Source organism: Variovorax sp. LjRoot290 (genome assembly GCF_964253985.1).
Lineage (GTDB): Bacteria > Pseudomonadota > Gammaproteobacteria > Burkholderiales > Burkholderiaceae_C > Variovorax.
Genome location: NZ_CAXURW020000002.1, coordinates 432,261 through 459,046, shown reverse-complemented (window position 1 = coordinate 459,046; position 26,786 = coordinate 432,261). Strand labels below are relative to the sequence as shown.

Below are 26,786 nucleotides of genomic sequence, written 5' to 3'. Positions count from 1 at the left end.
CAATGACTTCGACGGACAACCTGCGCGCGCGAATCGCGTTGATGGCGGCGCACTGTGCGGGTATGGTGGACATCGTCGCGCTGCCAGTGTGGGTCGGTACCTTGATTGCGCGTTTCGGCTTCGACCCCCAGCAGGCGGGTGCGCTGGCAACCTTGTTCCTGGCTAGTGGCGTCATGGCGAGCATGATCTTGGCGCCCCGCTTTCACCGCGTGCGCGGGCGCTGGATCGTTCCCGTTGCCTACGCCGTCGCAGGTGCCGCTTTCCTGGCCTGCATGCGCACCAGCCAGTTCGAAACGCTTGCCGTCCTGCATGTAGTGGGTGGTCTTGCCACCGGGCTTGGATTGAGTGTCACGCACGGCACCGTCGCCCTCACGAGCAACCCGCATCGGCTCTTCGGCTTCATGCAGGTGGCGGTGGGGTTCTTCGGTATCGCCTACATGGTGTCCGCGCCCCAGATCATCGCCGCGGTCGGGGGGCCGGGACTCTTTGCCGTCTTCGGCGGGATCATGCTCGCCGCGTGCGGCATCACGGCCTTGGCGTTTCCGAGCGCCCGGCCCGTCCCCGCCGCAGCAGCGGCGCGCGCTCCGAGTGCGCACCCGCTGCCGAAGGCGGCATGGTGCGCGATGGCCGGCATCAGCCTGATGAACGTGACGCAAGCCATGGTGTTCAGCTTCATGGAGCGAATGGGCGCCGACCGCGGGTACACCGCTTCCGATCTGCATGCGCTATTGATCGTCGTCGGGGTGGTCAACCTCGCGCCCGGTGCGATCGCCGCCATGCTGCAGCACAGGCTGGATGCCCGGAAAGTCGTGCTTGCCGGGGTGGTGGCGCAGGCGGCATTGGTGTTGAGCCTGGTATCGAGTACAGCATTTCCTGCGTATGCAGCCGCAGGAGCCTTCTTCGTCTCCACCGTGATCTTCACGCACATCTTCACGTTCGGAATGCTGGCCAAGCTGGACCCGATGGGGCGGGCTGTTTCCGCCACGCCCGCGATGATGATGATCGGTTCGGCCATCGGTCCAATCCTGGGCGGGACCTTGGTCAAGTTCTATGGCTACGCGGCCATTGGGTGGGCCGCCGTCGCCATCGGCGCCGTCGCCTTCTGCTTCTTCCTGCAGTTGCGCGGCCGCAGCGCGCACCTCCATCCGCGAAGCGCCTGAATCCAAGCGGAACGAGTTGGCCGCGAAGTGATCTTTCTTTGAATCAACTCTCGAAGGCGATGGACCGCCTCACTAGAACCAGTAACAGGAGACAAAAACATGAGTAGAGCCAAACGCGCGCTTGTGGTTGGAAGCGGCATCGGCGGTGCCACGGCGGCCTACGCGCTGGCCAAGGCAGGCGTGGAGACACATTGCATCGACATCCAACCGGTCAGATCTACTGTCGGCTCCGGCATTTGCCTGCTTCACAACACGATGCGGGCGCTGTCGGAGATCTGGCTGGCCGAGCCTTGCCTCGAAAGCGGCCTGCGTTTCGAGCTGTTTAAGCAGCACGACGCCGCCGGGCACTTGCTCATGTCGAATCCGACACCGCCCGGCATCGGCATTCGCCGTCCGGAGCTCGCCCGAATCCTCGAGACCGCGGCCAGTGAGGCTGGAGCGACCATGGAGCGCGGCCTCACAGCCGAGAACGTGATCGATCGTGGCGACCGGGTGGAAGTCGTGTTCTCCGACCGGCGCGAGGCTGCATACGACCTCGTGGTTGCCGCAGACGGCGCGTACTCGAAGCTGCGGGAACAACTCTTCGGTCCCGAGCATCGGGTGCGGTTCGCAGGCCAGAGTGCCTGGCGTTTCAACGCGCCACGGCCGCCCGAGGTCGACGGCTTCTGCCTTTACCGCTCGCCGGATGGCAAGCGCACCGTGGGCGCGCTGCCGACGTCCAAGGAGACGTGCTATCTGTTCTTTCTGGAGAACAGTGCCCAGCACCTTCACTGGCCGGACGACCAGCTGCATGTTCTCGTGCGCGAGCGGCTGGACGGCTTTTCTGCCCCTGTAATCCAGGATGCGCTGGCGCTCGTCACCACGCCCCAGCAGGTCTTGGTCCGTCCTTTCGACATCACCCTCCTGCCCGCCCCGTGGCATCGCGGCCGGGTCGCGCTCCTGGGCGATGCGGCGCACTCGCCGACCCCGCAGATGACTTCCGGCGGCGGCATGGCTATCGAGGATGCCGTGGTCCTCGCACAATGCTTGAAGGCTCAGCCGGACGTCCAGGAGGCACTGGCGGCCTATACGAAGCGACGGTTCGAGCGAGTGAAGACCGTTTGGGACGCATCGCTGCAGCTGTGCAAGTATGAGCAGGAGCCGGTACCGAACCCGCAGAGATCGGCCGCTCTCCTGCTGCAGACGTATCAATACCTCGGCACGCCCATGTAAGCGAGCCCGCCGCGCCGCCGATGGGGAGGGGGGAGAATTGGAGGCATGAAGTCCGTCATCGACGCCGGTTGGCACCACTTCGTCAAAGTCGCGGAGCTGGGGTCGGTCTCGCGCGCGGCCCTGGCGGCAGATGTTCCGCAATCCGTCGTCAGCCGGCATATCGCTCAACTTGAGGGTGACGCAGGCTCGCGCCTGTTCCGCCGGACCGGCCGCGGGGTGGTTCTGACGGAACTCGGGCAGCAGCTGTATCCCCGGATCAAGGGGCTGATCGCCGAGTCGGAAAGCTTTGCCGATGAGGTTCGCGCGAGCCGGGGAGTGCCTGTCGGAGACGTGCGCCTTGGGCTGTTGCCTTCGACGGTGCCGGAGCTTGCCGGCCCGCTATACCAGCGAGTCCTGAAGCAGTTTCCGCAGGTGCGCTTGCACCTGACGGAAGGCTCGAGTTCGCAGCTGCAGGAAATGTTGGACCAGGGTCGATTGGACCTCTCCTTGCTGCTGCGCGACGGTGGCGAGATCAGTGCTGACGAGCCAGTTCTGATGGAGGGTGCTCTTTGCCTCGTCGTTGCCAGCAGCGATCCGCTTGCGGGCCGGCAGGAAATCCGCTTCGAAGAGGTCGCCAAGCTGCCGCTGGTGCTTCCTGGTGACCCCCACCCACTGCGAGAGAGGCTGGCTTTGCTCGCGCGCAAGATGGGGCTCACGCTGCGGATTGCGGCCGAGGCGAACTCCATCCGTTTGCAGCATGAGGTCGCAGCATCCGCCGCGGGCTATGCGATCACCTCCCTGTCAATAGCTCCGCACGAGCGGAATCGTCTCGTCGCATTGAAGATTGTGGAGCCAGTGCTTGCGCGTGCAGTGGTACTCGCGGTCGCACGCCACCGGCCGCACACGCTGGCGACTCGGGAGATCCATGGGCTGCTGCTTTCAATGGCGCCGGAAGTTCTTGCCGGAGGCGACGCTGCCTGAGCTTTCGCCCGAGCGGATAGCTGCTATCGCGTGCGCCCCCTCGCCCTTTGCGCGCTACGAACCTACAGTCTTATCGCGTTCCGTGCCGCGACTCCCGCGAGCACGGCGGCCATCCCTCACAAGCGAGTCAATACCCACCATGCTTCCTTACAAGCGCGCAGACGCCCGGGCCTGGGCCCGGGAGAACCTGGTCGGCTGTTCGGCCGTGACCATCCCCAGCTACTCGACCGATCTCAAGCAATTGAATGAGCGCGGCATTCGCCATGACGTCGCGCTTGCCAAGGAGCTCGGATTCAAGCACACGCTGTTGTGCTCCGAGGTCGCCATCACGCCGGAGGAGAACGCCACGTTCACCGCGTGGGCGGCGGAAACTGCGGGTCCCGGCTTCGGACTGTTCTTCCATGCGGCCTTCAACACGCTGGCGGAGAACATCGAGGCGGTCAAGCTGGCGGAAGCCGCCGGGGCCACCATGGTGCTGCTCTCGTATCCCGCGCAGTTCTGGCCGACAACGGAGCAGGAGGTCTACGACTACACCAAGGAATTCTGCGAGGCTACAAAGCTGGCTGTGATGCTGTTTCCCTTGCCTGCCTGGGGATTCGAACGCATTCATCCTGCAGGCATGTCGGTTGCGCTGGTTCGACGACTTCTGCAAGCGTGTCCGAACATCGTGGCAATCAAGTCCGAGCAGGGCTTTCCACTGCCCGCCGGCATCTGCGAGATGTACCATCACTTCCGCAACGAGGTGGTCATCAGCTGTCCGATCGAGGGTGACGCCATCCCGCTCATGAGCGTGATGAAGATGCAGTTCTCCGGCACCAGCAACACGCAGTGGATGAGCGACTACTATCCCCGCGCCTTCGAACTCGCCCGCAAGGGCGAGTGGGAACAGGCCATGGAGATGTACTGGAAGGTCAACCCGGCGCGGGGCGCGAACGGGGCGGCGACCCAGGCCTATATCGGCGGGACGTCGGTCCTCAACCGCACGATGTGGAAGTACCAGGACTGGCTGGCGGGCTTCAACGGCGGTCCGCTGCGAGCACCGGCCATGCGCGTTCCCGACCGGTTCATGAAAATGTTCCGACAGGGATTGGCCGCATCCGGTCTTCCGGTCACATCCGACCCGGACAGCGCGTTCATGGTCGGACGGCATCCCTGCTGAAGCGGTCAGGGAGACAAGACCATGAAGTCCCTTGCGCGCCGCGCGGTTCTCAGCGCACTCGGCTGCTTGCTGATTTCATCGGCCGGGGCCGCCGAGGTGCTTCGCGTGATCGTGCCCTATGCGGCGGGCGGGATCACCGACATCGGCGCGCGGGTCATCTGCGAGCAGTTGGGACTGGTATTAGGGCAGCCGGTCGTGGTCGAGAACCGGCCAGGCGGTGGGACGCGCATCGGAACTTCCGCAGTTTTCGCGGCGAAGCCTGATGGGAACACCGTGCTGCTCACGAACATCGCCTACAGCATCCTCCCGCTGGTCGACCCTTCGGTGAAGTACGACGCCCTGACGGCGGCTGCGCCGGTGGGCATCGCATCGGTGTACCCGGTCGCGGTGGTCGTCAATGCGGCGCTGCCCGTGAAGACCCTGCAGGAGTTCATCGAATACGCCCGCAAGAACCCCGGCAAGCTGACCTACGGCAGTGCCGGCCCTGGCAGCGGAGCGCACCTGGGTGGTGAGCTTCTCAAGTCCTTGACGCGTACCCACCTCGTCCACATTCCCTATCGATCGACATCCGGCGCGCTGACCGAAGTGGCAGCAGGCCGCATCGACCTCACCTTCGACGCCACAGCCACCCAGCTGGCGAGCACAGGGAAGGTGAGGATCCTTGCGGTTTCCGGCAACCAGCGGGATCCCCGCATGTCGGACGTCCCTACGGTCGCCGAGGCGGGCCTGAAAGGACTGGAGACGAACTCGTGGCTCGGCATGTTCGCGCCGCTGGGCACTCCCCAACCCGTCATCGATCGCTTGAACGACGCGCTGAACGTCGCCTTGCAGAACCAGGGGCTGAAAGCGCGCTTCCGCGAACTCGGGATGATCCCCCGTTCCGGGTCTCCGCGCGAGCTGATCGAGCAGGTGCGTTACGACAGAGACCTCTACCAACGCGTTATCCGCGACGCCAACCTCAAGTTCGAATGAAGACCTCTAACGTGAATCCCTCCTCAAGCGCCGCGGCCGGCGCACCCTTGTTCGTATCTTCCGAGACTGCCGCTGCCGTTTTTCAGTGGCTGCCCGCAGTGCGGGTCCTGCAGGAAACGTATGCACGAGCCTTTGGACCCCATGCCGTCCCCCGACGTACGATTGCTGCAGGAGCGGCAGAGCGCGCTTCGCTGCGAACCATGACGGCGGTGCCGCCGGGATCCCGCTACTACGGCGCCAAGCTGATGGGCATGGCCTTCGGGCAAGAAGGTCGGCAGCTCGAGTACGTCGTGGTTCTGTTCGACGCGACAACAGGCTCGCTCGCTGCGATCCTCGACGGAAACCTGGTGACCGCGTATCGAACGGCGGCAACGTCCGCGGCCGCCCTGGATCATCTGGCGCCGCAAGGAGGTGCCCGCCTTGCCGTCCTGGGGAGCGGTCTGGAAGCACGCATGCACACGCTGGCCATCGCCGCAGTGCGCGAGCTCCAGGAGATTCGGGTCTACAGCCCGACGCCCGCGAAGCGGGCTGCGTTCGCCGACGGCATTGGCGCAGAGTTGGGCGTCCATGTGCGCGTATTCGATTCGGCTGCCGAAGCGGTGGGTGGCGCCGACATCGTGCTGGCCGCGGCCCGCTCCTACGGAGAGAAGCCCATCCTGCAGGGCGCCTGGTTGGAACCCCACGCAACCGTCGTGTCCATCGGGTCGACGCTTCCCGACCAGCGGGAGGTCGACAGCAGCGTGGTGGCGCGCGCCGAGCTGATCGTGTGCGACAACGTCGAAGAGGTGCTCGAGGAGTCGGGAGACATGCTGGCCGCCCGGCAGGCGGGCATTGAACCCGATAGAAAGTGCTTCAGCCTCAACGATCTGATGTGCGGCAAGGTGAAGCGAACCAACGGCGAGGGCGGGGTCGCGATGTACAAGTCGGTCGGCTCCGGCCTGCAGGATGTGGTGGTCGCGGGAATGATTCTCGACCTCGCCCGCTCTGCTGGCCTGGCGACGCCCTTGCCCATCCAGTTCGAACCGAAGCGCATCGGCTGATGCAGCTCGCAAAGCGACCCACTATGAACAACCTGCTGAATGATCCCGAGCTGCTTCGCAACGCCGCTTTTGTTGGAGGCGAGTGGATCACTGACACGCCGCACGGCAAGTACACCCTGCGCAATCCTGCCACCGACGAGCCGCTCGCGGACCTGCCTCGCCTTAGGCAGGATGAGACGGCACATGCCATCGAAGTTGCGCACCGCGCCTTCCTTGCGTGGCGCCGGACAACGGCCAAGCACCGATCCGAGATCCTGCGCCGCTGGTATGACCTGATGATGCTTCACGGCGACGATCTGGCGACCCTGATCACGCTCGAGGAAGGAAAGCCGCTGGCGGAGGCGAAAACAGAGATTCAATACGCGGCGTCGTTCCTGCAGTGGTTCTCCGAGGAAGCAAAGCGCGTCCGCGGGGATGTGATCCCGGCGCCGAAGGACACCCAGCGCATCGTGGTGCTGAAGGAGCCGATCGGGGTCTGCGCAGCCATCACGCCCTGGAATTTTCCCGCGGCGATGATCACGCGCAAGGCGGGTCCGGCGCTGGCCGCCGGCTGCAGCATGGTGGTCAAGCCCGCGAGTCAGACGCCGCTCACCGCCTTGGCGCTGGCCGAACTGGGACGGCGCGCCGGCGTCCCGGCGGGGGTGTTCAATGTCCTGACCGGAAACGACACGCGCGACATTGGGAACCAGCTCACATCGCATCCTCTCGTGCGCAAGATCACCTTCACCGGTTCGACCGAAGTAGGCCGCGTGTTGCTGGCGCAAGCGGCCGGAACCATCAAAAAATGCTCGATGGAGCTGGGGGGCAACGCACCTTTCATCATCTTCGATGACGCGGACCTGGACGCTGCCGCGGATGGCGTGGTCGCGGCGAAGTTCCGCAACACCGGCCAGGCGTGCATCAGCGCCAACCGGGTGCTCGTTCAGGCCGGCGTGTACGAGGCGTTCTCCGTCAAGTTGGTCGAGCGTGTTCGGAGTTTGCGGGTGGGCAATGGCCTGGAAGCTGACGTGCAGCTCGGCCCGTTGATCGATGACGCCGCTGTCGCAAAGGTGGAGGAACACATTGCAGACGCCGTCGAGCAGGGAGCGACGGTGTTGCACGGCGGGCGCCGCCATGCGCTCGGTGGTCGCTTCTTCGAGCCGACGGTCGTTGCTGGCGCTACGTCGCAGATGGCCCTCGCGCGGGAAGAAACGTTCGGACCGCTCGCGCCGCTCTTTCGTTTCGAGCAGGACGAGGAAGCGTTCGCAATCGCCAATGCGACTGAATTCGGACTTGCCGCCTATCTGTACAGCCGCGACGCCGCCCGCATCTGGCGTGCGTCCGCGGCCATTGAGGCCGGGATGATCGGAATCAACTGCGGCCTGATTTCCAACGAAGTGGCACCCTTCGGAGGGGTGAAGCAGAGTGGGCTGGGTCGCGAGGGCTCACACCATGGCATCGAAGAATTCCTGGAACTCAAGTACTTGTGTTGGGACGGTCTCGCACCCGTCTTCGGTTGAAGTGATCCGGCCGGACGGATATTGAACCCAATCGCACATCAACCACCAACTGCCGAGGTGCCGATCCATGAAAGCTGCCCGTCTACATTCGTACGGCGACATCGATCGATTCGCGATCGATGACATCCCCATTCCCGAGCCGGCAGCCGGCAGCCGGCGAGATTCTGATCAAGATCGAAGCTTCCGCGGTCAACCCTTTCGACTTGATGGTCCGCAAGGGCGACATGGCCCAGTTCATCCCGTTGGAACTCCCGGCGGTGCTGGGCGGCGACGCTGCCGGTGTCGTGGCGGGCGTTGGGAGTGGCGTGAGCGGGTTCTCAATCGGCGATCGGGTGATCGCCGACTTTGCGCTCAATGGCAGGGGCGCCCATGCGGAGTATGGGGTGGTGCCTGCCACGGCCGTCGCCAAGCTTCCGGCCAATCTCAGCTTCGAGCAAGGCGCTACGTTGCCGAAAGCCGGTCTGACGGGGCGCCAGTCGGTCGATGCGCTTGGTGTGGGCGCGGGTGCCCGTGTGCTGATTGCGGGTAGTCTCGGTGCGGTCGGTCGTGCCGCGATCCAGTACCTGCAGGAAATCGGTGCGAAGCCAGTGGCCGGCGTTCGACCCGATCGGATAGAAGAGGCGCGCCAACTGGCTGGCGAAGCGCTCGACATCACCGCGGCGCCGGCGGGCGCCACCTTCGACTATGCGATCAGCGCTGCGGCCCCGGTGGCGCTCAATCTCATACGGCACGTGCGCGACGGTGGCCAGGTCGCCAGCATCGTTCCGGTGCCCGAGGGGGCCAACACCGGCAACCGCGTGCGCATTCATGAGCTCTACCACCACGCCGACGCGGGCACGCTGGCGGCCGTGGCCAGCGCCGCTTCGCGCGGCGTGTTGATCATTCCCATCGCCAAGACGTTCCGGCTGGAGCATATCGGTGCGGCCCAGGCGGCTGTCGCCGCCGGCAGTCCGGGCAAGGTCGTTCTGAAGCACTGACCTGTGGGCGCCGACCGAAATCTGATCACCCAAAGCGGAGTCTGCCGACTCAAAATTGACCAGGGCAGCGCTCATTTTTTGGAATGTCATGACCTCGATGCGCCGCGCCGAAGCTATCTCCCAGCGCCTGCAAAGCACCGACCGTATGATCTCAATGAGTAAGGCTGCCAAGCGCGATTTCCGCGGGGAGCGACACGTTCCGCCGGCCGACCTCCACACGAAGCCGGCTCTTAGTGAGTGCGCAAAAATTTCCTTTCAAGGTCCGCCATCACACATCGCTCCTTGACGATGTCGCGCATTGCAGTTGGCGCCAGCGGCTCACCGAGTTGGCCTCCCTTTGTGGATGCGGCGGAAGAGGGCGTCTTCCTTGATGTCGCTGGCGGCGAGCCACTTCTGCATCGCCGCGGCCGCGCTCCCCACCAGGAGTCAAACACATCCTCCGGGCGTTCGGCGTCAGCCTGGTTGGACCTTGGAGTGGGCGAGCGTGTAGAGGTAGGACTTGCGTCGACGCGCCGCAGGTTTCCAGCGTGGCTGAGGCCACGTCAGAGCAAGGCCTTCCGCCGGTCGCCCAACGCAAAAAGCGCGCTTGTGCGGCCGCGCGCCGCGCGTCCGGCCGAACAACGCGCGCACGAGTAGATCTGAGGGGTTGGCTCCTGGACAAGGCGCTGCGCTCGACGCTGGCGCTGAACAAGCGGTACCTTGCGAACGAAGGGTCGAGGATCTCGACGGCCGGATCGGGGTATCGCGACGAGGGTACCCAGCCGTGCTGCGCACCCGCTGTGCCGGCTGCAGCGCTCGCGGCGAGTGCCAGGCCGGTCTTGAGAAGGTCGCGCCGACGGGCCGGTTCTTTTCGTTCGTTCATCGCTATCTCCGTGGTCAGGGAGACGCACGATAGAAGCGAACTTGTCCGATGGCGACGGGCTGCCTGAAGATCCGCAGGGCCGATCCCAACGGTTGAGACGTTGTGCCGATTCGGAGGGAAAACCCGAGCGGGGCCCATGGCGCGTACCCGCGTTTCGGCGGAAGGCACGCCTCGCGCGAAATCTCTGTGCCGCTGTCCAGCCGGTCTTGCCGCTGATGTTGTTGCATGCGCCTGGTGCCCGTGCGCGGCGGCTCTGTCCCGTCCAGTGGGACGAATCGCCGCATCGGCATTCGGAGCGTTGTGCGAAGGCGCACGCCTGCCTCCAATAATCGCCCATCGACTCTTCCACTGGACCGCAGACGGCGATTGGGAGGTCGGGCAGGGGCTCGCCAGCAGTACCGGCTGGTGTGTTCCGGGAGCCGGTCATTGATTCCAACAAAGGAGACAACATGCACGTCCAGCGTACTTTCCTGCGCCTGCGGGCAGCGGCGGCGATCGCCGCGGCCGCGCTTGCGCTTTCCGTCCAGGCCCGGGACTTCCGTGTGGCGGAGACCCAGGTGCCCGACTACCCAACCGTCGAGGGCGTCAAGCAGATGGGCAAGCTGCTCGAGGAGCGCAGCAAGGGCCGACTGAAGCTCAAGGTCTATGCCAACAGCGCGCTGGGCACTGAGCGCGACACCATCGAGCAGTTGAAGATCGGCGGCCTGGACATGGCGCGTCTGAGCCTGGCGCCGCTCAACAACATGGTGCCTGAGAGCATTGCGCCTTCGCTGCCCTTCGTGTTTCGCGACGAGGCGCACATGCATGCGGTGCTCGATGGTCCCATCGGCGACGAGATTCTCAAGGCCATGGAGAAGCAGGGCCTCGTGGGCCTCGCGTGGTACGACGACGGCGCGCGCTCGGTCTACTCGAAGAAGCCCATCCGCTCGCTGGCAGACATGAAGGGGCTGAAGCTGCGCGTGCAGCAATCCGACATGTTCGTCGCCATGACCGAGGCGTTGGGCGCAAGCGCCACGCCGCTGCCGTACGGCGAGGTGTACACAGCGCTGTCCACCGGGATCATCGATGCCGCCGAGAACAGCGTCCTCTCCTACCAGACCTCGCGCCACTTCGAGAACGCCAAGTACTACAACCTGACCGAGCACACGCTGCTGCCCTGCGTGGTCGTGTTCTCGAAGGCCGTCTGGGACCGCCTGCCACAGGCCGACCGCGATCTCGTCCGCCAGGCAGCCAAGGACTCGGTGCCCTACATGCGCGGGCTGCTGGACGAACGCGTGAAGAAAGCGCGCGAAGCCGTCGTCGCCCGCGGCTCGCAGATCGTGCCGATCACGGACCGCGCCGCCTTCATCAAGGCCGTGCGACCCGTCTACGACAAGTACGCCGCCGCGCCGGAGCTCAAGAGCCTCGTCAAGCGGATCGAGGACACCCGGTAGGCGCGCGGGCGCACCCCCGTCCGCGGAGCCATTCCATGTCCGTCGATCTTGCAGCTCGCGTGCAGCCTGCGCGCAGTCCGCTCACCTCCTTCAACGCCACGCTGGCGCGCTACGGCATGTACCTCGCGGTCGCCGGCCTGCTGCTGATCGTGGTCACCGTGGCCTGGCAGGTGTTCGGCCGCTACGTCCTGAACAATCCACCGGCCTGGGCGGAAAGCCTGGCCCTGCTGCTGGTGCTCTATGTCACCCTGATCGCCGCCGCCGTGGGCGTGCGCGATGCGGGCCACATCGGCATGGAGTCCCTGCTGGTGCTCGCGCCCGACCGGGTGCGTGAAGGCGTCGAGCTCGTGATCCATGTGCTGGTCGCCCTGTTCGGCACGGCCATGGTCTACAACGGCTGGCTGCTGGGCGTCTCGGTCATGAACTACAAGATCTCGGGGCTGGGCGTGTCCGAAGGGCTGCGCTACGTGCCGTTGGTCGTTTCGGGCGCTCTGATCGTGCTCTTCTCCATCGAGCACGTCATCGCCGCGCTGCGCGGGCAGGAAGTGGAGCCCGCATGGCACTGACCATTCTCGCCGTGGCCTTCTTCGGCTTTCTCGCCATGGGCGTGCCGGTGGCCTTCGCCATCGCGCTGTCGGCGGTCTGCACCATCCTCTACGAGGGGTTGCCGCTGGCCGTCCTGTTCCAGCAAATGATGTCGGGCATGAACGTGTTCTCGTTCCTCGCCATCCCGTTCTTCGTGTTCAACGGCGAGCTGATGCTGCATGGCGGCATCGCCGACAAGATCGTGGCCGCAGCCAAGAACCTGGTCGGCCACATTCGCGGCGGGCTGGGCCTGTCGAACGTGGTTTCATGCACGCTGTTCGGCGGTGTCGCGGGCTCTCCGGTGGCCGACGTGTCGGCCATGGGCTCGGTCATGATCCCGATGATGAAGCGCGAGGGCTACCACGCCGACTACGCGGTCAACGTGACAACGCACGCGGCGCTGGTCGGCGCGCTCATGCCCACGAGCCACAACATGATCATCTTCGCGCTGGCCGCCGGCGGCGCGGCCTCGATCGGATCGCTGATCCTGGCCGGCATCGTGCCTGCGCTGCTGCTCACGCTGTGCAATCTCGCGGCGGCGTATTTCGTGGCCGTCAAGCGCGGCTACCCGGCGATGAAGCGCGCGGCAGTGGACGTGGTGCTGCGCTCACTCGCCGCGGCCGCGCCGGGCCTGCTGGTGGTGCTCATCATCCTTGCCGGCATCATCAGCGGCGTATTCACGGCCACCGAGTCGGCCTCGATCGCGGTGATCTACTCGATCGTCCTGACCTTCTTCCTCTACCGCACCATGACATGGAGCGCCTTCATGAAGGCGGCCGCCAGGGCCTCGAAGACCACCGGCGTCATCCTGCTGCTGATCGGCGCCTCGACGATGTTCCAGTACCTCATGGGTCTGTACTCGGTGCCGGACCTCGCGGGCGAATTTATGGAAGGTATTTCCGACAAGCCGTGGGTGATCTTCCTGACCATCAACGTGATCCTGTTCCTGCTCGGCACCTTCATGGACATGGGCAGCACCATCCTGATCTGCACGCCGATCTTCCTGCCCATCGCGCAGAAGTTCGGCATGGACCCGACGCAGTTCGGCATGGTCATGCTCATCAACTGCGCGCTCGGCCTGAACACGCCGCCGGTAGGTACCACGCAGTTCGTCGGCTGCGCTATCGGCGGCGTCACCGTGGGCGAGGTGATGAAATCGATCTGGCCCTTCTACGGCGCGCTGCTGGTGTGCTTGATGCTGGTCACCTACGTGCCCGCGTTCTCGCTCACGCTGCCGCACATGTTCATGGGGAACTGAAATGACCATTCTCATCACCGGTGCCGCCGGCATTGTCGGGACCGGGCTGCGACGTGAGCTCGCGCCCGACCGGCTGAAGCTGCGCCTGCTGGACCGCCAGCCCATCTCCAGCCTCTCCGACAACGAGGAATCCGTGGTCGGCGACATCGCCGACCGAGCCGCGCTGCGCCGCGCCATGCAGGGCGTGCGCGCCGTGGTGCACCTGGCCGGCTGCACCACCGACGCCGACATGGAGGCCCAGATCGACGGCAACGTGCGCGGCGCCTTCAATGTCTTCGACGCCGCGCGCGAGGCCGGCGTCGAGCGCGTGGTGTTCGCGAGTTCGCACCACGTAGTGGGCTACTACCCGCGCACCCGCCGCATCGGAACCGGCGTGCTGCTTCGGCCCGACAGCCGCTACGGCCTGACCAAGGCCTTCGGCGAGCAGGCCGGCGCGATGTACGCCGACAAGCATGGCTTGCGCGTGCTGTGCGTCCGCATCGGCTATGCGGACGACAAGCCCGCGGATCGCCGGCGCCTCTCGATCTGGGTGAGCTGGCGCGACCTGGCGCAGCTGGTGCGCATCGGGCTTTCGCATCCGCAGCTGCGCTATGCGGTGGTGTACGGCGTGTCCAACAACACGCGCGGCTTCTTCGACAACGAGGCTGCCTTCCGGCTCGGCTACCGGCCGATGGACGATGCGGAGGTCCACGCCGCCGAGGTGCTGTCCACTGTGCCGGCCGAAGACCCGGCCCTCGTCGGCACCCACGCCATGGGCGGCTGGGCCGCCAACAACGGATACGTCGGCGCCGTTGAACGCATCCATGAATGGTAGAACCATGAAGATCACCGCCATCGACCCCATCACGCTTTCCATCCCCTTCGAGGACGGCGGCGCCGGCGTCGGCATCACGCCGCAGCGCTGGCACACGCTCGACATGGTGCTGGTACGCATCACCACTGACACCGGCCTGGTCGGATGGGGCGAGGCCTTCGGCTACTTCTGCAGCCGCGCGGTGGCCGCGCACATCCGTGACCTGGTGGCACCGCCGCTCGTGGGGCGCACCGTCGACGACCCGGCGGCGCTCAATCTCGAGCTGCAGCGCCGCCTTGCGCTCTTCGGCCGCTACGGCCTGACCATCTTCGCGCTGTCGGGCATCGACATCGCGCTGTGGGATCTCAAGGCCAAGGCGGAGGGTGTCGATCTCGCGACCCTGATCGCGGGCAGGCGCAAGCGCGAGCACGTGGATGCCTATGCCAGCTTGGTGCGCTACGGCTCGACCGAGCTCGTGGCGCGCTACTGCGAGAAGGCCGCGCGGGAAGGCTATCGCTCGATCAAGCTGCACGAGGTGACGATGCCCGAGATCCGCGCCGGCCGCGGCGCCATCGATCGCGCGATCAGCTTCACGGTGGACGTCAACTGCAGCTGGACCGAGGACCGTGCAGCCAGCGTGATCCCCGAGCTCGTGGCGCTCGACACGCTTTGGCTCGAGGAACCGGTCTTTCCACCCGAGGACTGGGACGCGTTGCGGCGCCTGGGCGCGCTTGGGCTGGCCATTGCCGCGGGCGAGAACGCCTGCACCGCCCAGGAGTTCGGGCATCTGGCGCAGGCCGTGCGCTATCCGCAGCCCAGCATCACCAAAGTCGGCGGCGTCAGCGAGTTCCTGCGTGTGGCCGCCGTCGCGCGTGCCAACGGACAAATGCTGATGCCGCATTCGCCGTACTTCGGGCCGGGCCACTGTGCCACGCTGCAGATGGCCGCGGCGCTCGACGAGTTCGGCATGTTCGAGCACCTCTACGTCGAGCCGCAAGCCTGGGTCGGTGGCGAGCCGCAGCTGCCCGAGCGCGGCCGCATGGGCATCGCACAACGTCCCGGCATCGGCTTCGAGCCCGATCCAGAGGTACTGCAGCGCTACGCGACTTCCTGACCGCAACCGATCTCCACGCTGCCCTGCAGCGTTTCGCCTGGAGCGAGGATGCGTGTGCCCGTGCCGGGCACGCCGCGCGCGTGCAGGTTGAAGCCGTCGGCCACGTGACTGACGGGCTCGATGCAGACATAGGGCGCGTCGGCAGGCCGGTGGACCACCAGATGCGTCAGCGCGCCATCGGCGCGCACACGCAGCGTCGTCCCGTCGTCGCGCGTCAGCGTGAGGGTGCCCGTCCAATCGCCGTGAAACAAGGTGACCTCGCCGGACTCGAACTGGGCCGCCGGCACTGCGATGCGGCGTGGCCCCTCCGGCGCGCCTGGTAGCGCTTGTGCAAGGTAATCCGCGTCGAAGGGCCAGGGCGCCCCGGCATCGAACTGCAGCGAGGTGCCCGGCGCGTGCGGAAGATATGGGTGCAGTCCGATCCCGGCCGGCATCGTGCGCGTGTCGAGATTGCGCAGCCGCATGCCGATGCGCAAACGCCGTGCGCTCAACGCGAACTCGAGCAACGCTTCGAAATGCCATGGCCAATGCACGTCCGGCCGATGGCGGTAGCGCAGGACGGCGTGGTCCTGGCTGATCCGCACCGGCATCCAGCGGCGCTGCTGCGCGATGCCATGCAATGTGTGCGGCTCGCCGCCCGGGTGCGCGGCGAGGTGCACGAGCTGTCCTTCGTGCTGCAGGCGCGAATGGCCGATGCGGCCGCTGTAGGGAATGAGCGCGTACAAGCCGCCCTTGGGCCACGGCAGTCGCGGCGCTGATGATTCCGGGCAGGGGTGCAGCACCGCTCGCACCGACCCGTCAGCCTCCTCAAGCCAGGCATCCGTGATGCGGCCACCGAATTGCGGTGCGATGCGCACCCACGCATTCCCGGCGCTCAGCTGGATCGGCGACGTCAGCGGCCTGACGTCGCTCACGCCGTGTAGTCCACCGCCGCCCACTCGAAGTATGGCTTGAGGTCGGCGACCAGCGCCCGGTGCTGCGGATGGGACAGATAGGCGTCGAGCGCCCCCGCATCGCCCACCTCGGCTTCGAGCACGTAGTCCCAGGTGACGGGCGGGCGCGCCAGCTCGTTGGGGGCAAACTTCCAACCGGCGATCGCAGGGATGCGTGCGCCCAGCGCGGCCATGCGGTCGGCGAGCGACTTCTCCAGCGCTTCGTCCTTGGCCACCTCCGGCTTGCGCCGGAACAGCACGACGTGTCTCAGCATGGCATGCCCTTTCGTTCGAGCAACCAGGCGGGCGCGTCCTGCAATGCCACAGGCCGCAGGAAGCGGTCGAGCGCGGCGTAGCCGACCGACGTGGTGAAGGGTTGCGTCGATGCGGGAAACGGGCCGCCGTGGTGCTGGGCGGCGGTCACGGCAACGCCGGTCGGAACGCCCGCGAAGAGCACGCGGCCTGCGACTTGCGTCGCGGCGCGCGCCAGGCGCCGCGTTTCGTCGTTCTCGACCTCGGCGCCCCACAGCGTGACCGTGAGCGAGCCGCCGATCGTCTTGAGCACGTCGACGGCTTCGTCGGTCGACGCCACGCGCACGACCAACGCGGCCGCACCGAACACTTCTTCGTGCAGGGCATGGGCGGCGATGAAGTCGGCGGCCGACACCTCGGCGAGGAACGGGCGCGGCGCAAGGCCTGGAGCGTCCACCGCATCGTCCACCAGAGGCCTGAGCTGTGGCGCGGCGCGCCATTGCGCCACGCCGAGATCGAAGGTCGCGCGAATGCCGGTCGACAGCATCGGGTGCGGTTGCAGGGTCTTCAGCGCCTTGGCAAGCGCGTCGACGAAGCCGTCGCCAGCCGTGTCCTTCGGCACCACGATCACTCCGGGGCTGGTGCAGAACTGGCCCGCGCCGAGGCAGATGGATGCGGCCAGCGTGCCGGCCAGCTCGCTGCCGTTCTTCGCGAGGACCGCGGGCAGCACGACCAGCGGATTGACCGAACCGAGTTCGCCATAGAACGGAATGGGGCGGGACCGCTCGCCGGCGATCCTCGCAAGTGCGGTGCCGCCCTTGAACGACCCGGTGAACGCCACCGCCGCGATGGCCGGCGCCTTGACCAACGCCACGCCCACCTCGACCGAGGCGCCTTCGACGAACTGGAACACGCCAGAGTCCAAGCCTTGTGCGGTAACGACTTTCTGCGCCAGCGCAGCGGTGCGGCGCGACAAGCCGGGATGCGCGGGATGACCCTTGACCACGACGGGACAGCCCGCGGCCAGCGCCGACGCGGTGTCGCCGCCGAGCACGGAGAACGCGAACGGAAAGTTGCTGGCCGAGAACATCGCGACCGGGCCGACCGGCACGCGAACGCGCATTAGATGCGGCCGGCCCGCAGGCGGCGGGCCTGCCACGGCCGCGTCGTTGGTGAAGGCATGTGCATCGCCGCGTTCGAGCACATCGGCAAAGCCGCGCAGCTGGAAGGTCGTGCGATCGAGTTCGCCGTTCAGGCGCGGCAGGCCGAGGCCGCTTTCGCGGTCGGCCAGCGCGACGAGCGCTTCGCGATCGGCTTCGAGCGCCGCCGCAAGTGCGCGCAGCAGCTCGGCGCGTTGTGCGGCAGGCGTGGCCGCGAACGCATCGGCCGTGGCGGCGCTCGTCTGCACCGCGGCGTCGATCTCGGCGCCCGTGGATTCGGCCCAGTGCTCGCCAATGGTGGCGCCGGTGCGCGCTTCGATGGATTGCAGCATGGTGTTCCTACTTGCTCTTCAGGGGATAGCCGCGGCCCGCGTAGTCGAAGGCGACGAGCTCGTTGATCCTCGCGTCCTTGTCGGCCGGCGCCGCGTAGTAGGCGCGAATCTCCTTGATCTTGCCGGTCTCGGTGTCGAAGTCGTACCACTCGGCGCCGCGCAGCGCGGTGCCGCTCTTGTTCTTCCAGTGGGTCCACTCGATCATCGCCTCGGGCGTGTTGTGGCTCACGATGAGCTTGTCGATGGTCCATTGCGAGCCGAGCGTCTCGACGCACCATTGCCACTTCTTCGCGATGGTGTCGGCCGTGCGCCAGGGGATCTCGGGCAGGCCGGCGGGGAAGTAGTGCACCGCATCGGGCGTGAAGCAGTCGACGAGCGCGTCGTAGTCGGCGGCGTTGCAGGCGTCGAAATAGCGGCGAATGAGCGCCGCGTGGTCTTCGGGGGTGAACCTGGAGGTCATGGAACGGCTTTCGAAGAATCAGCGCGCGGCTTGCGCAGGTGCGATGGACGGGCGGCCATCGGCCACCCACTGTTTGTGCTGCTCGCGCGTGGCGTCGCTCGGCGGATAGAGGCCCCACAGCGCCTCGCCGGCGCGCACGCGCAGCGCGAGATAGGCCTCGATGTCGTCGCGCTGCTCGCACAGATCGGCCATCTCCTCGGCCAGGTGCGCCGGGATCACGGTGATGTTGTCGCCGTCGCCGTGGATCACGTCGCCCGGGTACACCGCCACGCCCGCGCAGCCGATCGGCACCTGCAGGTCTGCCACGTGGTGGAAGGCCAGCCGGGTGGTCGCGGTCACGCCGGTGCACCAGATCGGGAAATCCATCTGCCTGAGCTCGGTGCCGTCGCGGAAGCTGCCGTCGGTGACCACGCCGCGCGCGCCGCGCATCATCATCCGCGTGATGAGCATGTTGCCCATCGAGGCGGCGCGGCCGTCCTTGTTGCTGTCGATCACCAGCACGTGGCCCGGCTCGAGCTGCTCGACGCCCACCCACTGCAGGTTGTCGGCGCTCGGTTCGGTCTTGAGGTTGCCGTAGACGTCGACGTCCTCGCGCGCCGGGATGAAGCGCATCGTGTAGGCGCGGCCCGCGAAAGGCTTGATCCTCCGGTTGAGCGGCGTCAGGCCATGCAGCACCGGCTGGCGAAAGCCCTTGATGTAGAGCTGCGTGGTCAGCGAACCGCTCGTGGCCCTGGCAAGGCGGTCGAGCACCGCATCGGGAACGAAGGGCGCGGGTGCGCGCTGGGGAATGGCCGCCAGCGGCTTGGGCGGGATCATGGTCATGGCCTTGTCTCAAATGGTGGGAACGGATGGAGAAACGGGGCATTTCGCCAGCGGAATCCTGATCGTAGAGAGACGGTCACAAAAATAGAATGCACCGCAGCAGCGTTCCGGCCCCTGCCGGTGCGTCAAGTACCACCATCTGAGACAAACAGGCAAGCAAGGCAAAGCGAATGGTCAACTCCACCGGTGAGGGCACCGGCACCCTCGAGAAAGCGCTCGATGTGCTCGATGCCATAGGCGCGGCGCCCGAAGGCCTGGCGCAGAGCGAGTTGGCCGAACTGCTCGACCTGCCGCGCACCACGGTTTACCGCCTGCTCGCGACCCTGGTCGCGCGCGGGCTGGTGCGGCGCGATCCGCTGCGCAAGGTGTACTGCCTTGGCTTTCGCTGCTTCGAGATGGCGCGGCAAGCCTATGCCATGCCCGACCTCGTGGCCGCTGCCGCGCTCGAACTGCGCGCGTTGCGCGACCTCACGGGTGAGACAAGTTATCTCGCCACGCTGGATGGCCGCGAAGTCATTTCGTTGGAGCGTTGCGACGGGGCGCATAGCCAGCGCTCGGCCGCCGCGCTCGGTCAGCGCAAGCCCGTGCATTGCACCAGCCAGGGCAAGGCGATCCTCTCGGCCATGCCCGACGAGGCGCGCGACGCCATCGTGCGAGACGCGGTGCTGAAGCCGCTCACGCCGCTCACCATCACCGACCGGCGCCGGCTCCAGGCCGAACTGCGCATCACCAGGGCGCGCGGCTATGCGATCGACGACGAGGAGATTGTGCTTGGGGTGCGCTGCGTGGGCGCGCCGGTGGTCGACGCGGCGGGCCAGGTGCGCGGCGCCATCAGCGTGGCCGGTCCGGCCTACCGCCTGACGCGCGCGCGCCTCGAGTTGCTTGGACCCGAGGTGGCCGAGGCCGCACGCCGGGTGGGCGCGCAATTGCAGCCGGCCGGCACCGACCCGACGCCAAGCACCGAGGCGGCGGTGACCGCATTGCCGGGCCACTGGGCCTTCCATGGCGCGCATCCGCTCTGGTCGGCGGACGGCAGCCGGCTCTGGTGGGCCGATGCGCTCGCGCCTTCGGTGCATCTCTATGCAAGCGGTCAGGATCGCGAAGTCGCCACCATCGAGGCGCCGGTGGTCGCGCTGCTGCGCCATGGCGACGACGTGATCGCTGTGCATGAGCGCGGTGCACAGCGCATCTCGGCTGGAGGGCAGTCGTCGCCTTTCGCACCATGGCTCTCGGGGCAGGTGCTCGCGGCGTGCAACGGCGAAGCCGATACGGTGTGGGCCGCCGTAGCACTGCCTGAGGCTGGTACCGCGATCGGCCGCGTGCGCTCTGACGGCGCGCTGGAAGTGCAATGGCGCATGGGTGAATTGGTGCAGGCGCTCGGCTGGCATGCTCAAGGGCAGGCGCTCTATGCCGCCGTGCCGGGCTCGGGAACGATCCTGCTGCTGCAGCCAGGGCAGGGGGCCGTGCGCCGACTTGCGACCGTTCCCAAGGGTTCGGGCCGCCTGAGTGGCCTGGCTTTCGATGCGCACGGTGGCATCTGGACCGCGCTGAGCGACGGCTGGTCGGTGGTGCGCTTCACGGCCGACGGGCAGCTCGATCGCGTGATCGGGTTGCCGGTGCCTTGCGCCACCGATCTGGCCTTTGCACCGATGTCAGAAGGTGCGGAGACCGAAAAGCTGGCTATCACGACGGCGCGGCACAGCGTTCCGCTCGACACGCTGGCGAATGCGCCGCTGTCGGGGCGGCTGCTGGAACTGACTGTTTGACACGGTCATTCGGTGCTGCGTGTCCTGGCTGCGCTCCTGGACGTGCTGCCCGCGCGCATGGAAGGAGACGAAGCGCAGGTCGCGTCCCAGGTCGTTGCCGAACACCGGTGCGAAGCCCGCGAGCACGGCCACACGGGCTTCATCGTCCTGCGCCGGGCCAGCCGCGACCGCCGCACGTTCGGCCGCAGCACGCTGCTCGGCCTGTGCGTCGGCCGCTGCAGGATGGTGGCACTGGGAATGCTGAGCTTGTGTCCTGAGGTGTCGCGCGAGAGCGTCGCGGGCGAAACGGCGAGTGGCTCGTGGTCGGGCACTGGCGCTCGAGGAAGGATTCCGACGTGTCGATGGCGAGCTTCGAGACGCCCCGGCCGCGGCGAACTTCGTGTCGAAGATCGAAGCGTCGACCATGTCGATGAAGCGGTATGAGAAGTGAGCGGGAGGCCTCCTCCGCAAACGTTGTTGCAGGCGTTGAGGCAGCCGAGCAGGTTTACTGCGGCAAGCCGCCGGCCGAACCGGTCGACTGTTCGAGAAAATCGAGCATCGCGCGCATCGCGGCGCTGTTGTGGCGGCGCTGCGAATAGGCCGCGTAGACCCAGTGGTCGCTGCGCATGTGCTCACGCAGCGCCGGAACCAGCGCGCCGCGCTCCAGATGCGACTGCGCCAGCGGCTCCGGCACGTAGGCCACGCCAGCACCGCGCAGCGCCAGCTCGATCAGCGCGATCGGATCGTTGGCTTCCATGCGGCTGTGCACCGCCACCTCATGCTGCCGTCCCGCGGTCTCGAAGGGCAGGTGCGTGGTGGGCATGGCCGCGAAGCTCAGCACCTCGTACCGGCTCAGATCATTCGGCGTCTGCGGAATGCCGCGCTTGGCCCAGTAAGCGGGCGAGGCGCAGACCACCATGTCGAACTGCGCGAGGCGCCGAACGATGAGGTTCATGTCATCGATGCGTCCGCCGGTCAGGTGGATATCGATACCTTCCGCGATCAGATCGACGGCATCGTTGGTGAGGACCAGGCTGACGTATACGTCGGGGTAGCGCTTGATGAATTCGGCGATCACGTTCGAAAGCCATCCCGCGATCAGGCCATGCGGCGCGCTGATGCGCAACCGCCCACGGGGGAGCGCGCCGTGCGCCTGGAGGTCGTGGAGCGTGGTTTCGGCCATGGCCACCAGTTGCGCGCTGCGCTCCAGCAGCAACTCTCCGGCGTCAGTCAGGCTCAGCGAGCGGGTGGACCGGTTGAGCAGGCGCACGCCGCTGCGCTTCTCGAGTTCGGTCACGTAGCGGCTGACGGTTCCCTTCGACACGCCGAGCGACAGGGCGGCGCGGGAGAAGCTGCGCCTGAGCGCCACTTCACGAAAAGTCTTGATGAGATCGAATCCGTCCATGGAGACCTGGGCACATTGCTCCAGCTCGTCAGTGTCGCGCGTCGCGGGTCAAGCTCGCAATCGGCGTGCCGGTACTCTCCACCCAGCCGCCACCGAGCGTCTTGTAGAAGGTCACGAGATTGGTCAGGCGCGAAAGGCGCGTGGCGATGAGGTTCTGCTGTGCCGTGTAGAGCGAGCGCTGCGAATCCAGCACGCTCAGGTAGCTGTCGACGCCACGCCGGAAGCGCGCGTCCGACAGCCTGTAGCTCTCAGCTGTGGCGTTCACCAGCGACTGTTGCGCCTCGAGCTGGCGGCCGAGCGTGCTGCGTTGTGCCAACGCATCCGAGACCTCGCGGAAGGCTGTCTGGATCGCCTTCTCATACTGCGCCACCGAGATGTCGCGGCTGACGGTGGCGATCTGGAGGTTGGCGCGGTTGGCGCCGCCGTCGAAGATCGGCAGCGTGATCTGCGGCGCGAAGCTCCAGCTGCCCGAGCCGCCCTTGAAGAGGCCCGAGAGCTCGCTGCTGGACGTGCCCGCCGAGGCCGTGAGGCTGATGCGCGGATAGAAGGCCGCGCGCGCCGCGCCGATGTAGGCATTGGCGGCCTTGAGATCGCGCTCGGCCTGCAGGATGTCGGGGCGGCGCTGCAGCAACCCGGAGGGCAGCCCCGGCGGAATGCTGGCCAGTGGGCTCGTGGCCGCCGCGGCGCCGTCGGGCAGGGCCTTCGGCAGCAGCTCGTCCGGCACTTCGGCGCCCACGAGCAGCGTCAGCGCATTGCGGTCCCGCGCCACCTGGGCGGTGTAGCGCTCGACGTCGACGCGGGCGGTGTCGACGCTCGTCTGCGCCTGGCTCAGCGTGAGCGCCGAGGCCGCACCCAGCTCGAAGCTGCGCTGGTTGAGGCGGTAGGAGTCACTCTGGCTGCGCAAGGTGTCGCGCGCGAGTTTCAGCTGGTCCAGGTCGGCGGCAAGCGTGAGGTAGCTGGTCGCGACTTCCGCCACCAGGCTGATCTGGGTGCTGCGACGCGCCTCGGCGGTGGAGAGGAATTGCTCCTGCGCCTGTGCGCTCAGGCTTCGGACGCGGCCGAACAGGTCGAGCTCGTAGGCGCTGAAACCGAGCGTCGCGCTGTACTGGTGCGCCGTGAGGGCCTCGCCCGTGGACGACAGGTCGGCGGGCGTGCGGCTGCCGCTGCCGCCGGCACTGGCATTGACGGTCGGGAAGAGCGCCGCATCCTGCACCCGGTACTGGGCGCGGGCCTTCTCGATGTTCAGCACCGCGAGCCGCAGGTCGCGATTGTTGGCGAGGCTCATCTCGATCACGCGCTGCAGCGACGGGTCGTTGAAGACATCGCGCCAACCGATGTCGGCCACCGGCGTGGATGCGGTGGCGCCTGTGTCACCTGCAAATTCTTCGGGGACGGGCGCTGCGGGTTGCTGGTACGCGGGCATCAGGCTGCAGCCGGCCATCAGGGCGGCGAGCGCGAGCGGAGCAAAGCGGAATGGGTTCATGGCAGACACCTCAGGAAGCGGCCACGGCCGGTTGTGCATGCGATGCCGGCGCGGCGGACTGGCCCTTGAAGAGGCCGCGCACCAGCACGAAGAAAAGGGGTACGAAGAAAATGGCGAGCACCGTGCCCGATAGCATTCCTCCGATCACCGCGGTGCCCAATGCATGCTGCGCGCCGGCCCCGGCGCCGCTGCCCAGCACCAGGGGCAGCACGCCCAGGATGAAGGCCAGCGAGGTCATTAGGATCGGGCGCAGCCGCAGGCGGGCCGCCTCCAGTGCAGACTCCACAAGGCCCATGCCTCCTTCGTACAGTTCCTTGGCGAACTCGACGATCAGGATGGCATTCTTCGACGCCAGGCCGATGGTCGTCAGCAGGCCGACCTGAAAGTACACGTCGTTCATCTTCCACGTCAGGATCGCGCCGACCAGCGCGCCCAGCACGCCGAGGGGTACCACGAGAATGACGGAGAACGGAATCGCCCAGCTCTCGTACAAGGCCGCGAGGCAGAGGAACACGATCAGAATCGACAGCGCGTAGAGCAGGCCGGTCTGGCCGCTCGATGCCTTCTCCTGGCGCGACAGGCCGGTCCATTCATAGCCGATGCCTGCGGGCAGCTTCGCCACCGCCTGCTCGACGATGGCCAGCGCCTCCCCGCTGGAGGCGCTGCCCGGCATCGCCATGCCCAGGATTTCCACCGAGGGCACGCCGTTGTAGCGCTCCAGCCGCGGTGAGCCGGAGCTCCAGCTCGCCTTGGCGAAGGAGGTGAAGGGCACCATGGCGCCGGCGTTGTTGCGCACATACCAGCGGTCGATGTCCTCCGGCAGCATGCGGTACTGCGCATCGGCCTGCAGCATCACCTTCTTCACCCGACCCTGGTCGATGAAGTCGTTGACATAGCTGCTGCCCCAGGCGGCCGAGAAGGTGTCGTTGATGTCGGCCATCGAGAGGCCCTGCGCCTGTGCCTTGTGCGGATCGATCTCGAGCCTGAACTCGGGCGTGTCCTCCTGGCCGTTGGGCCGAACGGCCACCAGCCGCCTGTCGTTCGACAGTTCGCCCAGCAGCTGGTTGCGCGCCTGCATCAGGGCCCCATGGCCGAGATTGGCACGGTCCTGCAGCATCAGGTCGAAGCCGGTCGCGTTGCCGAGTTCCGACACGGCCGGCGGTGCGAAGGCAAACACCTTCGCGTCGCGGATCGTCGCGAAGAAGGCGCCGGCCTTCGCGGCCACGCCCGTCACGGCGAGCGTCTCGCCCTTGCGCTCGTCCCAGGGCTTGAGCTTGACGAAGGCGAAGCCGGTGTTCTGCCCGCTGCCCGCGAAGCTGAATCCTGCCACCGCGAACACGCCGGCCACGGCCTCCTTCTGGTCTTCCAGCAGGTGATGCTCGACCTGGCGGATCACTTGGTCGGTGCGTGCGCTGGTGGCGCCGGGCGGCAGCTGGACCAGCACGAACATGCTGCCCTGGTCCTCATCGGGCAGGAAGCCGACGGGCAGCTTCATGAAGCCGAAGACCACCGCGGCCAGCAGCACCGCATAGACGACCATGTAGCGCCATCCTTTGCCCAGCATGTGGCGCACCACGCCCTGGTAGCGGTGGTTGCCCCGGTCGAAAGTGCGGTTGAACCAGCCGAAGAAGCCGGTGGTCGCCATCGCATGGCCCTTGGCGACGGGCTTGAGCAGCGTCGCACACAAGGCGGGCGTGAGCACCAGCGCCACGAGCACCGACAGCGTCATGGCCGAGACGATCGTGATCGAGAACTGACGGTAGATCACGCCGGTGGAGCCGCTGAAGAAGGCCATCGGCACGAACACCGCCGCCAGCACCAGCGCGACGCCGACCAGGGCGCCGGTGATCTGGCCCATCGACTTGCGCGTCGCCTCCTTCGGTGAGAGGCCTTCTTCCGTCATCACGCGCTCGACGTTCTCGACCACCACGATGGCATCGTCCACCAGCAGGCCGATCGCCAGCACCATGGCGAACATGGTCAGCGTGTTGATGGTGAAGCCGAAGGCCGCGAGCACGCCGAAGGTGCCGAGCAGCACCACCGGCACCGCGATGGTCGGGATCAGCGTGGCGCGGAAGTTCTGCAGGAAGAGATACATCACCAGGAACACCAGCACAATCGCCTCGACCAGCGTTTTGACGACCTCCTCGATCGAGATCCGCACGAAGGGCGTGGTGTCGTAGGGCTTCTGGACCTTCATGCCGGGTGGGAAGAACTTCTCGAGCTCGGCCACGCGGGCGTCGATGCCCTTGACCGTGTCGAGCGCGTTGGCCCCGGTGGCCAGCTTGATCGCCAGGCCAGCGGCCGGCTTGCCGTTGTAGCGCGCGACCGTGTTGTAGGACTCGCTGCCGAGCTCGATGCGGGCGACGTCGCGCAGGCGGACCTGGGCGCCGTTGGTCTGCGTGCGCAGCAGGATGTCTTCGAACTCCTGCGCGGTCTTCAGGCGGGTCTGCGAGGTGATCGTTGCGTTGAGCTGCTGGCTGCCCGCCGCCGGCAGGCCGCCCAGCTGGCCGGCCGAGACCTGCGCGTTCTGCGCCTGGATGGCGGTCTTCATGTCCAGCGGCGTGAGGCTGAAGTTGGCGAGCTTGTTCGGGTCGAGCCACACGCGCATGGCGTACTGCGAGCCGAAGAGGGTGGTGTCGCCCACGCCCTCGACGCGGCTGATCGCCTCCTGCACGTTCGCGGCCACATAGTCCGACAGGTCGGACGCGCTCATGCTGCCGTCCTCGGAGGTGAAGGCCAGCACGTTCAGGAAGTTGGTGGCCGACTTCGTGACGGTGACGCCTTGCTGCTGCACCTCCTGCGGCAGCAGCGGCGTCGCCAGCGAGAGCTTGTTCTGCACCTGCACCTGGGCGGTGTCGGGGTCGGTGCCGTTCTCGAAGGTCAGCGTGATGGTGACCTGGCCTGACGACTCGCTGGTCGCGGCCATGTAGCTCAGCCGGTCCAGCCCCTTCATCTTCTGCTCGATGACCTGGGTGACGGTGTCCTCCAGCGTCTTGGCGGAAGCGCCCGGGTAGTTGGCGGTGATCGCGACGGCGGGCGGCGCGATGCTCGGGTACTGCGCGATCGGCAGCGTGAAGATGGCGAGAGCTCCTGCCAGCATCACGATGATGGCCAGGACCCAGGCGAAGATGGGGCGGTCGATGAAGAAGCGTGCCATGACGGTCTCTC

The 26,786-nt window shown here is 66.7% G+C and carries 23 protein-coding genes; 15 read left to right on the top strand and 8 right to left on the bottom strand.

Annotated elements, in window-relative coordinates; genetic code table 11:
• Nucleotides 1-2 precede the first annotated feature (2 nt).
• From ACSQ9A_RS31085 to ACSQ9A_RS31025, 13 genes are all read left to right on the top strand, one after another.
• Complete coding sequence (locus tag ACSQ9A_RS31085; RefSeq protein ID WP_436306732.1) at nt 3-1,160, top strand: MFS transporter; 1,158 nt, start codon at nt 3-5, stop codon at nt 1,158-1,160.
• 99 nt (nt 1,161-1,259) lie between these two features.
• A complete protein-coding gene (locus ACSQ9A_RS31080; RefSeq protein WP_436306731.1) occupies nt 1,260-2,372 on the top strand; it encodes an FAD-dependent monooxygenase in 1,113 nt (370 codons plus the stop codon).
• A gap of 45 nt (nt 2,373-2,417) precedes the next feature.
• Entirely contained in the window at nt 2,418-3,332 is a 915-nt protein-coding gene (locus ACSQ9A_RS31075; protein ID WP_436306730.1) for a LysR family transcriptional regulator, read from the top strand.
• A gap of 205 nt (nt 3,333-3,537) precedes the next feature.
• A complete protein-coding gene (locus ACSQ9A_RS31070) occupies nt 3,538-4,491 on the top strand; it encodes a dihydrodipicolinate synthase family protein (RefSeq protein WP_436306729.1) in 954 nt (317 codons plus the stop codon).
• A gap of 21 nt (nt 4,492-4,512) precedes the next feature.
• A complete protein-coding gene (locus ACSQ9A_RS31065) occupies nt 4,513-5,463 on the top strand; it encodes a Bug family tripartite tricarboxylate transporter substrate binding protein (RefSeq protein WP_436306728.1) in 951 nt (316 codons plus the stop codon).
• Nucleotides 5,460-6,503 (top strand): ornithine cyclodeaminase family protein, encoded by a 1,044-nt coding sequence (locus tag ACSQ9A_RS31060; protein WP_436306727.1) that lies wholly within the window; start codon nt 5,460-5,462, stop codon nt 6,501-6,503. The genes ACSQ9A_RS31065 and ACSQ9A_RS31060 overlap by 4 nt, the downstream gene beginning before the upstream one ends.
• A gap of 23 nt (nt 6,504-6,526) precedes the next feature.
• A complete protein-coding gene (locus tag ACSQ9A_RS31055; RefSeq protein WP_436306726.1) occupies nt 6,527-8,002 on the top strand; it encodes an NAD-dependent succinate-semialdehyde dehydrogenase in 1,476 nt (491 codons plus the stop codon).
• A 119-nt stretch (nt 8,003-8,121) separates the two neighbouring features.
• On the top strand, nt 8,122-8,979 hold the full coding sequence (locus ACSQ9A_RS31050) for an alcohol dehydrogenase catalytic domain-containing protein (protein ID WP_436306725.1): 858 nt from the start codon (nt 8,122-8,124) through the stop codon (nt 8,977-8,979).
• A gap of 1,311 nt (nt 8,980-10,290) precedes the next feature.
• A complete protein-coding gene (locus ACSQ9A_RS31045) occupies nt 10,291-11,274 on the top strand; it encodes a TRAP transporter substrate-binding protein (protein WP_436291333.1) in 984 nt (327 codons plus the stop codon).
• Nucleotides 11,275-11,309: 35 nt separating this feature from the next.
• A complete protein-coding gene (locus ACSQ9A_RS31040; protein WP_436306724.1) occupies nt 11,310-11,840 on the top strand; it encodes a TRAP transporter small permease in 531 nt (176 codons plus the stop codon).
• Nucleotides 11,831-13,117, top strand: a complete 1,287-nt coding sequence (locus ACSQ9A_RS31035) for a TRAP transporter large permease (protein ID WP_436306723.1) — start codon at nt 11,831-11,833, stop codon at nt 13,115-13,117. Before ACSQ9A_RS31040 ends, ACSQ9A_RS31035 begins: the two co-directional genes overlap by 10 nt.
• Nucleotide 13,118: 1 nt before the next feature.
• Nucleotides 13,119-13,931: an NAD-dependent epimerase/dehydratase family protein gene (locus ACSQ9A_RS31030; protein WP_436306722.1), complete on the top strand. Its 813-nt coding sequence runs from the start codon at nt 13,119-13,121 to the stop codon at nt 13,929-13,931.
• Nucleotides 13,932-13,935: 4 nt separating this feature from the next.
• Nucleotides 13,936-15,024, top strand: a complete 1,089-nt coding sequence (locus tag ACSQ9A_RS31025) for a mandelate racemase/muconate lactonizing enzyme family protein (protein WP_436306721.1) — start codon at nt 13,936-13,938, stop codon at nt 15,022-15,024.
• Here ACSQ9A_RS31025 and ACSQ9A_RS31020 read toward each other — a convergent pair.
• The 5 genes from ACSQ9A_RS31020 to ACSQ9A_RS31000 are packed head-to-tail and all read right to left on the bottom strand — an operon-like array spanning nt 15,009 to nt 18,982.
• Entirely contained in the window at nt 15,009-15,938 is a 930-nt protein-coding gene (locus ACSQ9A_RS31020) for an aldose 1-epimerase (RefSeq protein WP_436306720.1), read from the bottom strand. The genes ACSQ9A_RS31025 and ACSQ9A_RS31020 overlap by 16 nt on opposite strands.
• Complete coding sequence (locus tag ACSQ9A_RS31015) at nt 15,935-16,231, bottom strand: Dabb family protein (RefSeq protein ID WP_436306719.1); 297 nt, start codon at nt 16,229-16,231, stop codon at nt 15,935-15,937. Before ACSQ9A_RS31015 ends, ACSQ9A_RS31020 begins: the two co-directional genes overlap by 4 nt.
• On the bottom strand, nt 16,225-17,700 hold the full coding sequence (locus tag ACSQ9A_RS31010; RefSeq protein WP_436306718.1) for an aldehyde dehydrogenase (NADP(+)): 1,476 nt from the start codon (nt 17,698-17,700) through the stop codon (nt 16,225-16,227). The genes ACSQ9A_RS31015 and ACSQ9A_RS31010 overlap by 7 nt, the downstream gene beginning before the upstream one ends.
• A gap of 7 nt (nt 17,701-17,707) precedes the next feature.
• Complete coding sequence (locus tag ACSQ9A_RS31005) at nt 17,708-18,160, bottom strand: nuclear transport factor 2 family protein (RefSeq protein WP_436306717.1); 453 nt, start codon at nt 18,158-18,160, stop codon at nt 17,708-17,710.
• Nucleotides 18,161-18,178: 18 nt separating this feature from the next.
• On the bottom strand, nt 18,179-18,982 hold the full coding sequence (locus ACSQ9A_RS31000) for a ribonuclease activity regulator RraA (protein WP_436306716.1): 804 nt from the start codon (nt 18,980-18,982) through the stop codon (nt 18,179-18,181).
• A gap of 170 nt (nt 18,983-19,152) precedes the next feature.
• Between ACSQ9A_RS31000 and ACSQ9A_RS30995 the strand changes: the two genes are divergently transcribed.
• Both ACSQ9A_RS30995 and ACSQ9A_RS30990 read left to right on the top strand, forming a co-directional pair.
• Entirely contained in the window at nt 19,153-20,748 is a 1,596-nt protein-coding gene (locus ACSQ9A_RS30995) for an IclR family transcriptional regulator domain-containing protein (protein WP_436306715.1), read from the top strand.
• A gap of 12 nt (nt 20,749-20,760) precedes the next feature.
• Nucleotides 20,761-21,171 carry a hypothetical protein gene (locus ACSQ9A_RS30990; protein WP_436306714.1) on the top strand — a complete coding sequence of 137 codons (411 nt, stop codon included), beginning with the start codon at nt 20,761-20,763 and terminating at the stop codon, nt 21,169-21,171.
• Between the two features lie 61 nt (nt 21,172-21,232).
• Here ACSQ9A_RS30990 and ACSQ9A_RS30985 read toward each other — a convergent pair whose 3' ends face one another.
• The 3 genes from ACSQ9A_RS30985 to ACSQ9A_RS30975 are packed head-to-tail and all read right to left on the bottom strand — an operon-like array spanning nt 21,233 to nt 26,775.
• Nucleotides 21,233-22,132, bottom strand: a complete 900-nt coding sequence (locus ACSQ9A_RS30985) for a LysR family transcriptional regulator (protein WP_436306713.1) — start codon at nt 22,130-22,132, stop codon at nt 21,233-21,235.
• Between the two features lie 28 nt (nt 22,133-22,160).
• Nucleotides 22,161-23,615, bottom strand: a complete 1,455-nt coding sequence (gene adeC / locus ACSQ9A_RS30980) for an AdeC/AdeK/OprM family multidrug efflux complex outer membrane factor (RefSeq protein ID WP_436306712.1) — start codon at nt 23,613-23,615, stop codon at nt 22,161-22,163.
• A gap of 10 nt (nt 23,616-23,625) precedes the next feature.
• Nucleotides 23,626-26,775, bottom strand: coding sequence for an efflux RND transporter permease subunit (locus ACSQ9A_RS30975; protein WP_436306711.1), 3,150 nt, complete (start codon nt 26,773-26,775; stop codon nt 23,626-23,628).
• Between the last annotated feature and the right edge of the window lie 11 nt (nt 26,776-26,786).

Bases quoted from the DNA above. Each gene is read 5' to 3' on its own strand.
- ACSQ9A_RS31085 (WP_436306732.1), top strand. From the start codon at position 3: ATGACTTCGACGGACAACCTGCGCGCGCGAATCGCGTTGATGGCGGCG.
- ACSQ9A_RS31080 (WP_436306731.1), top strand. From the start codon at position 1,260: ATGAGTAGAGCCAAACGCGCGCTTGTGGTTGGAAGCGGCATCGGCGGT.
- ACSQ9A_RS31075 (WP_436306730.1), top strand. From the start codon at position 2,418: ATGAAGTCCGTCATCGACGCCGGTTGGCACCACTTCGTCAAAGTCGCG.
- ACSQ9A_RS31065 (WP_436306728.1), top strand. From the start codon at position 4,513: ATGAAGTCCCTTGCGCGCCGCGCGGTTCTCAGCGCACTCGGCTGCTTG.
- ACSQ9A_RS31060 (WP_436306727.1), top strand. From the start codon at position 5,460: ATGAAGACCTCTAACGTGAATCCCTCCTCAAGCGCCGCGGCCGGCGCA.
- ACSQ9A_RS31055 (WP_436306726.1), top strand. From the start codon at position 6,527: ATGAACAACCTGCTGAATGATCCCGAGCTGCTTCGCAACGCCGCTTTT.
- ACSQ9A_RS31050 (WP_436306725.1), top strand. From the start codon at position 8,122: ATGACATCCCCATTCCCGAGCCGGCAGCCGGCAGCCGGCGAGATTCTG.
- ACSQ9A_RS31045 (WP_436291333.1), top strand. From the start codon at position 10,291: ATGCACGTCCAGCGTACTTTCCTGCGCCTGCGGGCAGCGGCGGCGATC.
- ACSQ9A_RS31040 (WP_436306724.1), top strand. From the start codon at position 11,310: ATGTCCGTCGATCTTGCAGCTCGCGTGCAGCCTGCGCGCAGTCCGCTC.
- ACSQ9A_RS31035 (WP_436306723.1), top strand. From the start codon at position 11,831: ATGGCACTGACCATTCTCGCCGTGGCCTTCTTCGGCTTTCTCGCCATG.
- ACSQ9A_RS31030 (WP_436306722.1), top strand. From the start codon at position 13,119: ATGACCATTCTCATCACCGGTGCCGCCGGCATTGTCGGGACCGGGCTG.
- ACSQ9A_RS31025 (WP_436306721.1), top strand. From the start codon at position 13,936: ATGAAGATCACCGCCATCGACCCCATCACGCTTTCCATCCCCTTCGAG.
- ACSQ9A_RS31015 (WP_436306719.1), bottom strand. From the start codon at position 16,231: ATGCTGAGACACGTCGTGCTGTTCCGGCGCAAGCCGGAGGTGGCCAAG.
- ACSQ9A_RS31010 (WP_436306718.1), bottom strand. From the start codon at position 17,700: ATGCTGCAATCCATCGAAGCGCGCACCGGCGCCACCATTGGCGAGCAC.
- ACSQ9A_RS31005 (WP_436306717.1), bottom strand. From the start codon at position 18,160: ATGACCTCCAGGTTCACCCCCGAAGACCACGCGGCGCTCATTCGCCGC.
- ACSQ9A_RS31000 (WP_436306716.1), bottom strand. From the start codon at position 18,982: ATGACCATGATCCCGCCCAAGCCGCTGGCGGCCATTCCCCAGCGCGCA.
- ACSQ9A_RS30995 (WP_436306715.1), top strand. From the start codon at position 19,153: ATGGTCAACTCCACCGGTGAGGGCACCGGCACCCTCGAGAAAGCGCTC.
- ACSQ9A_RS30985 (WP_436306713.1), bottom strand. From the start codon at position 22,132: ATGGACGGATTCGATCTCATCAAGACTTTTCGTGAAGTGGCGCTCAGG.
- adeC (WP_436306712.1), bottom strand. From the start codon at position 23,615: ATGAACCCATTCCGCTTTGCTCCGCTCGCGCTCGCCGCCCTGATGGCC.
- ACSQ9A_RS30975 (WP_436306711.1), bottom strand. From the start codon at position 26,775: ATGGCACGCTTCTTCATCGACCGCCCCATCTTCGCCTGGGTCCTGGCC.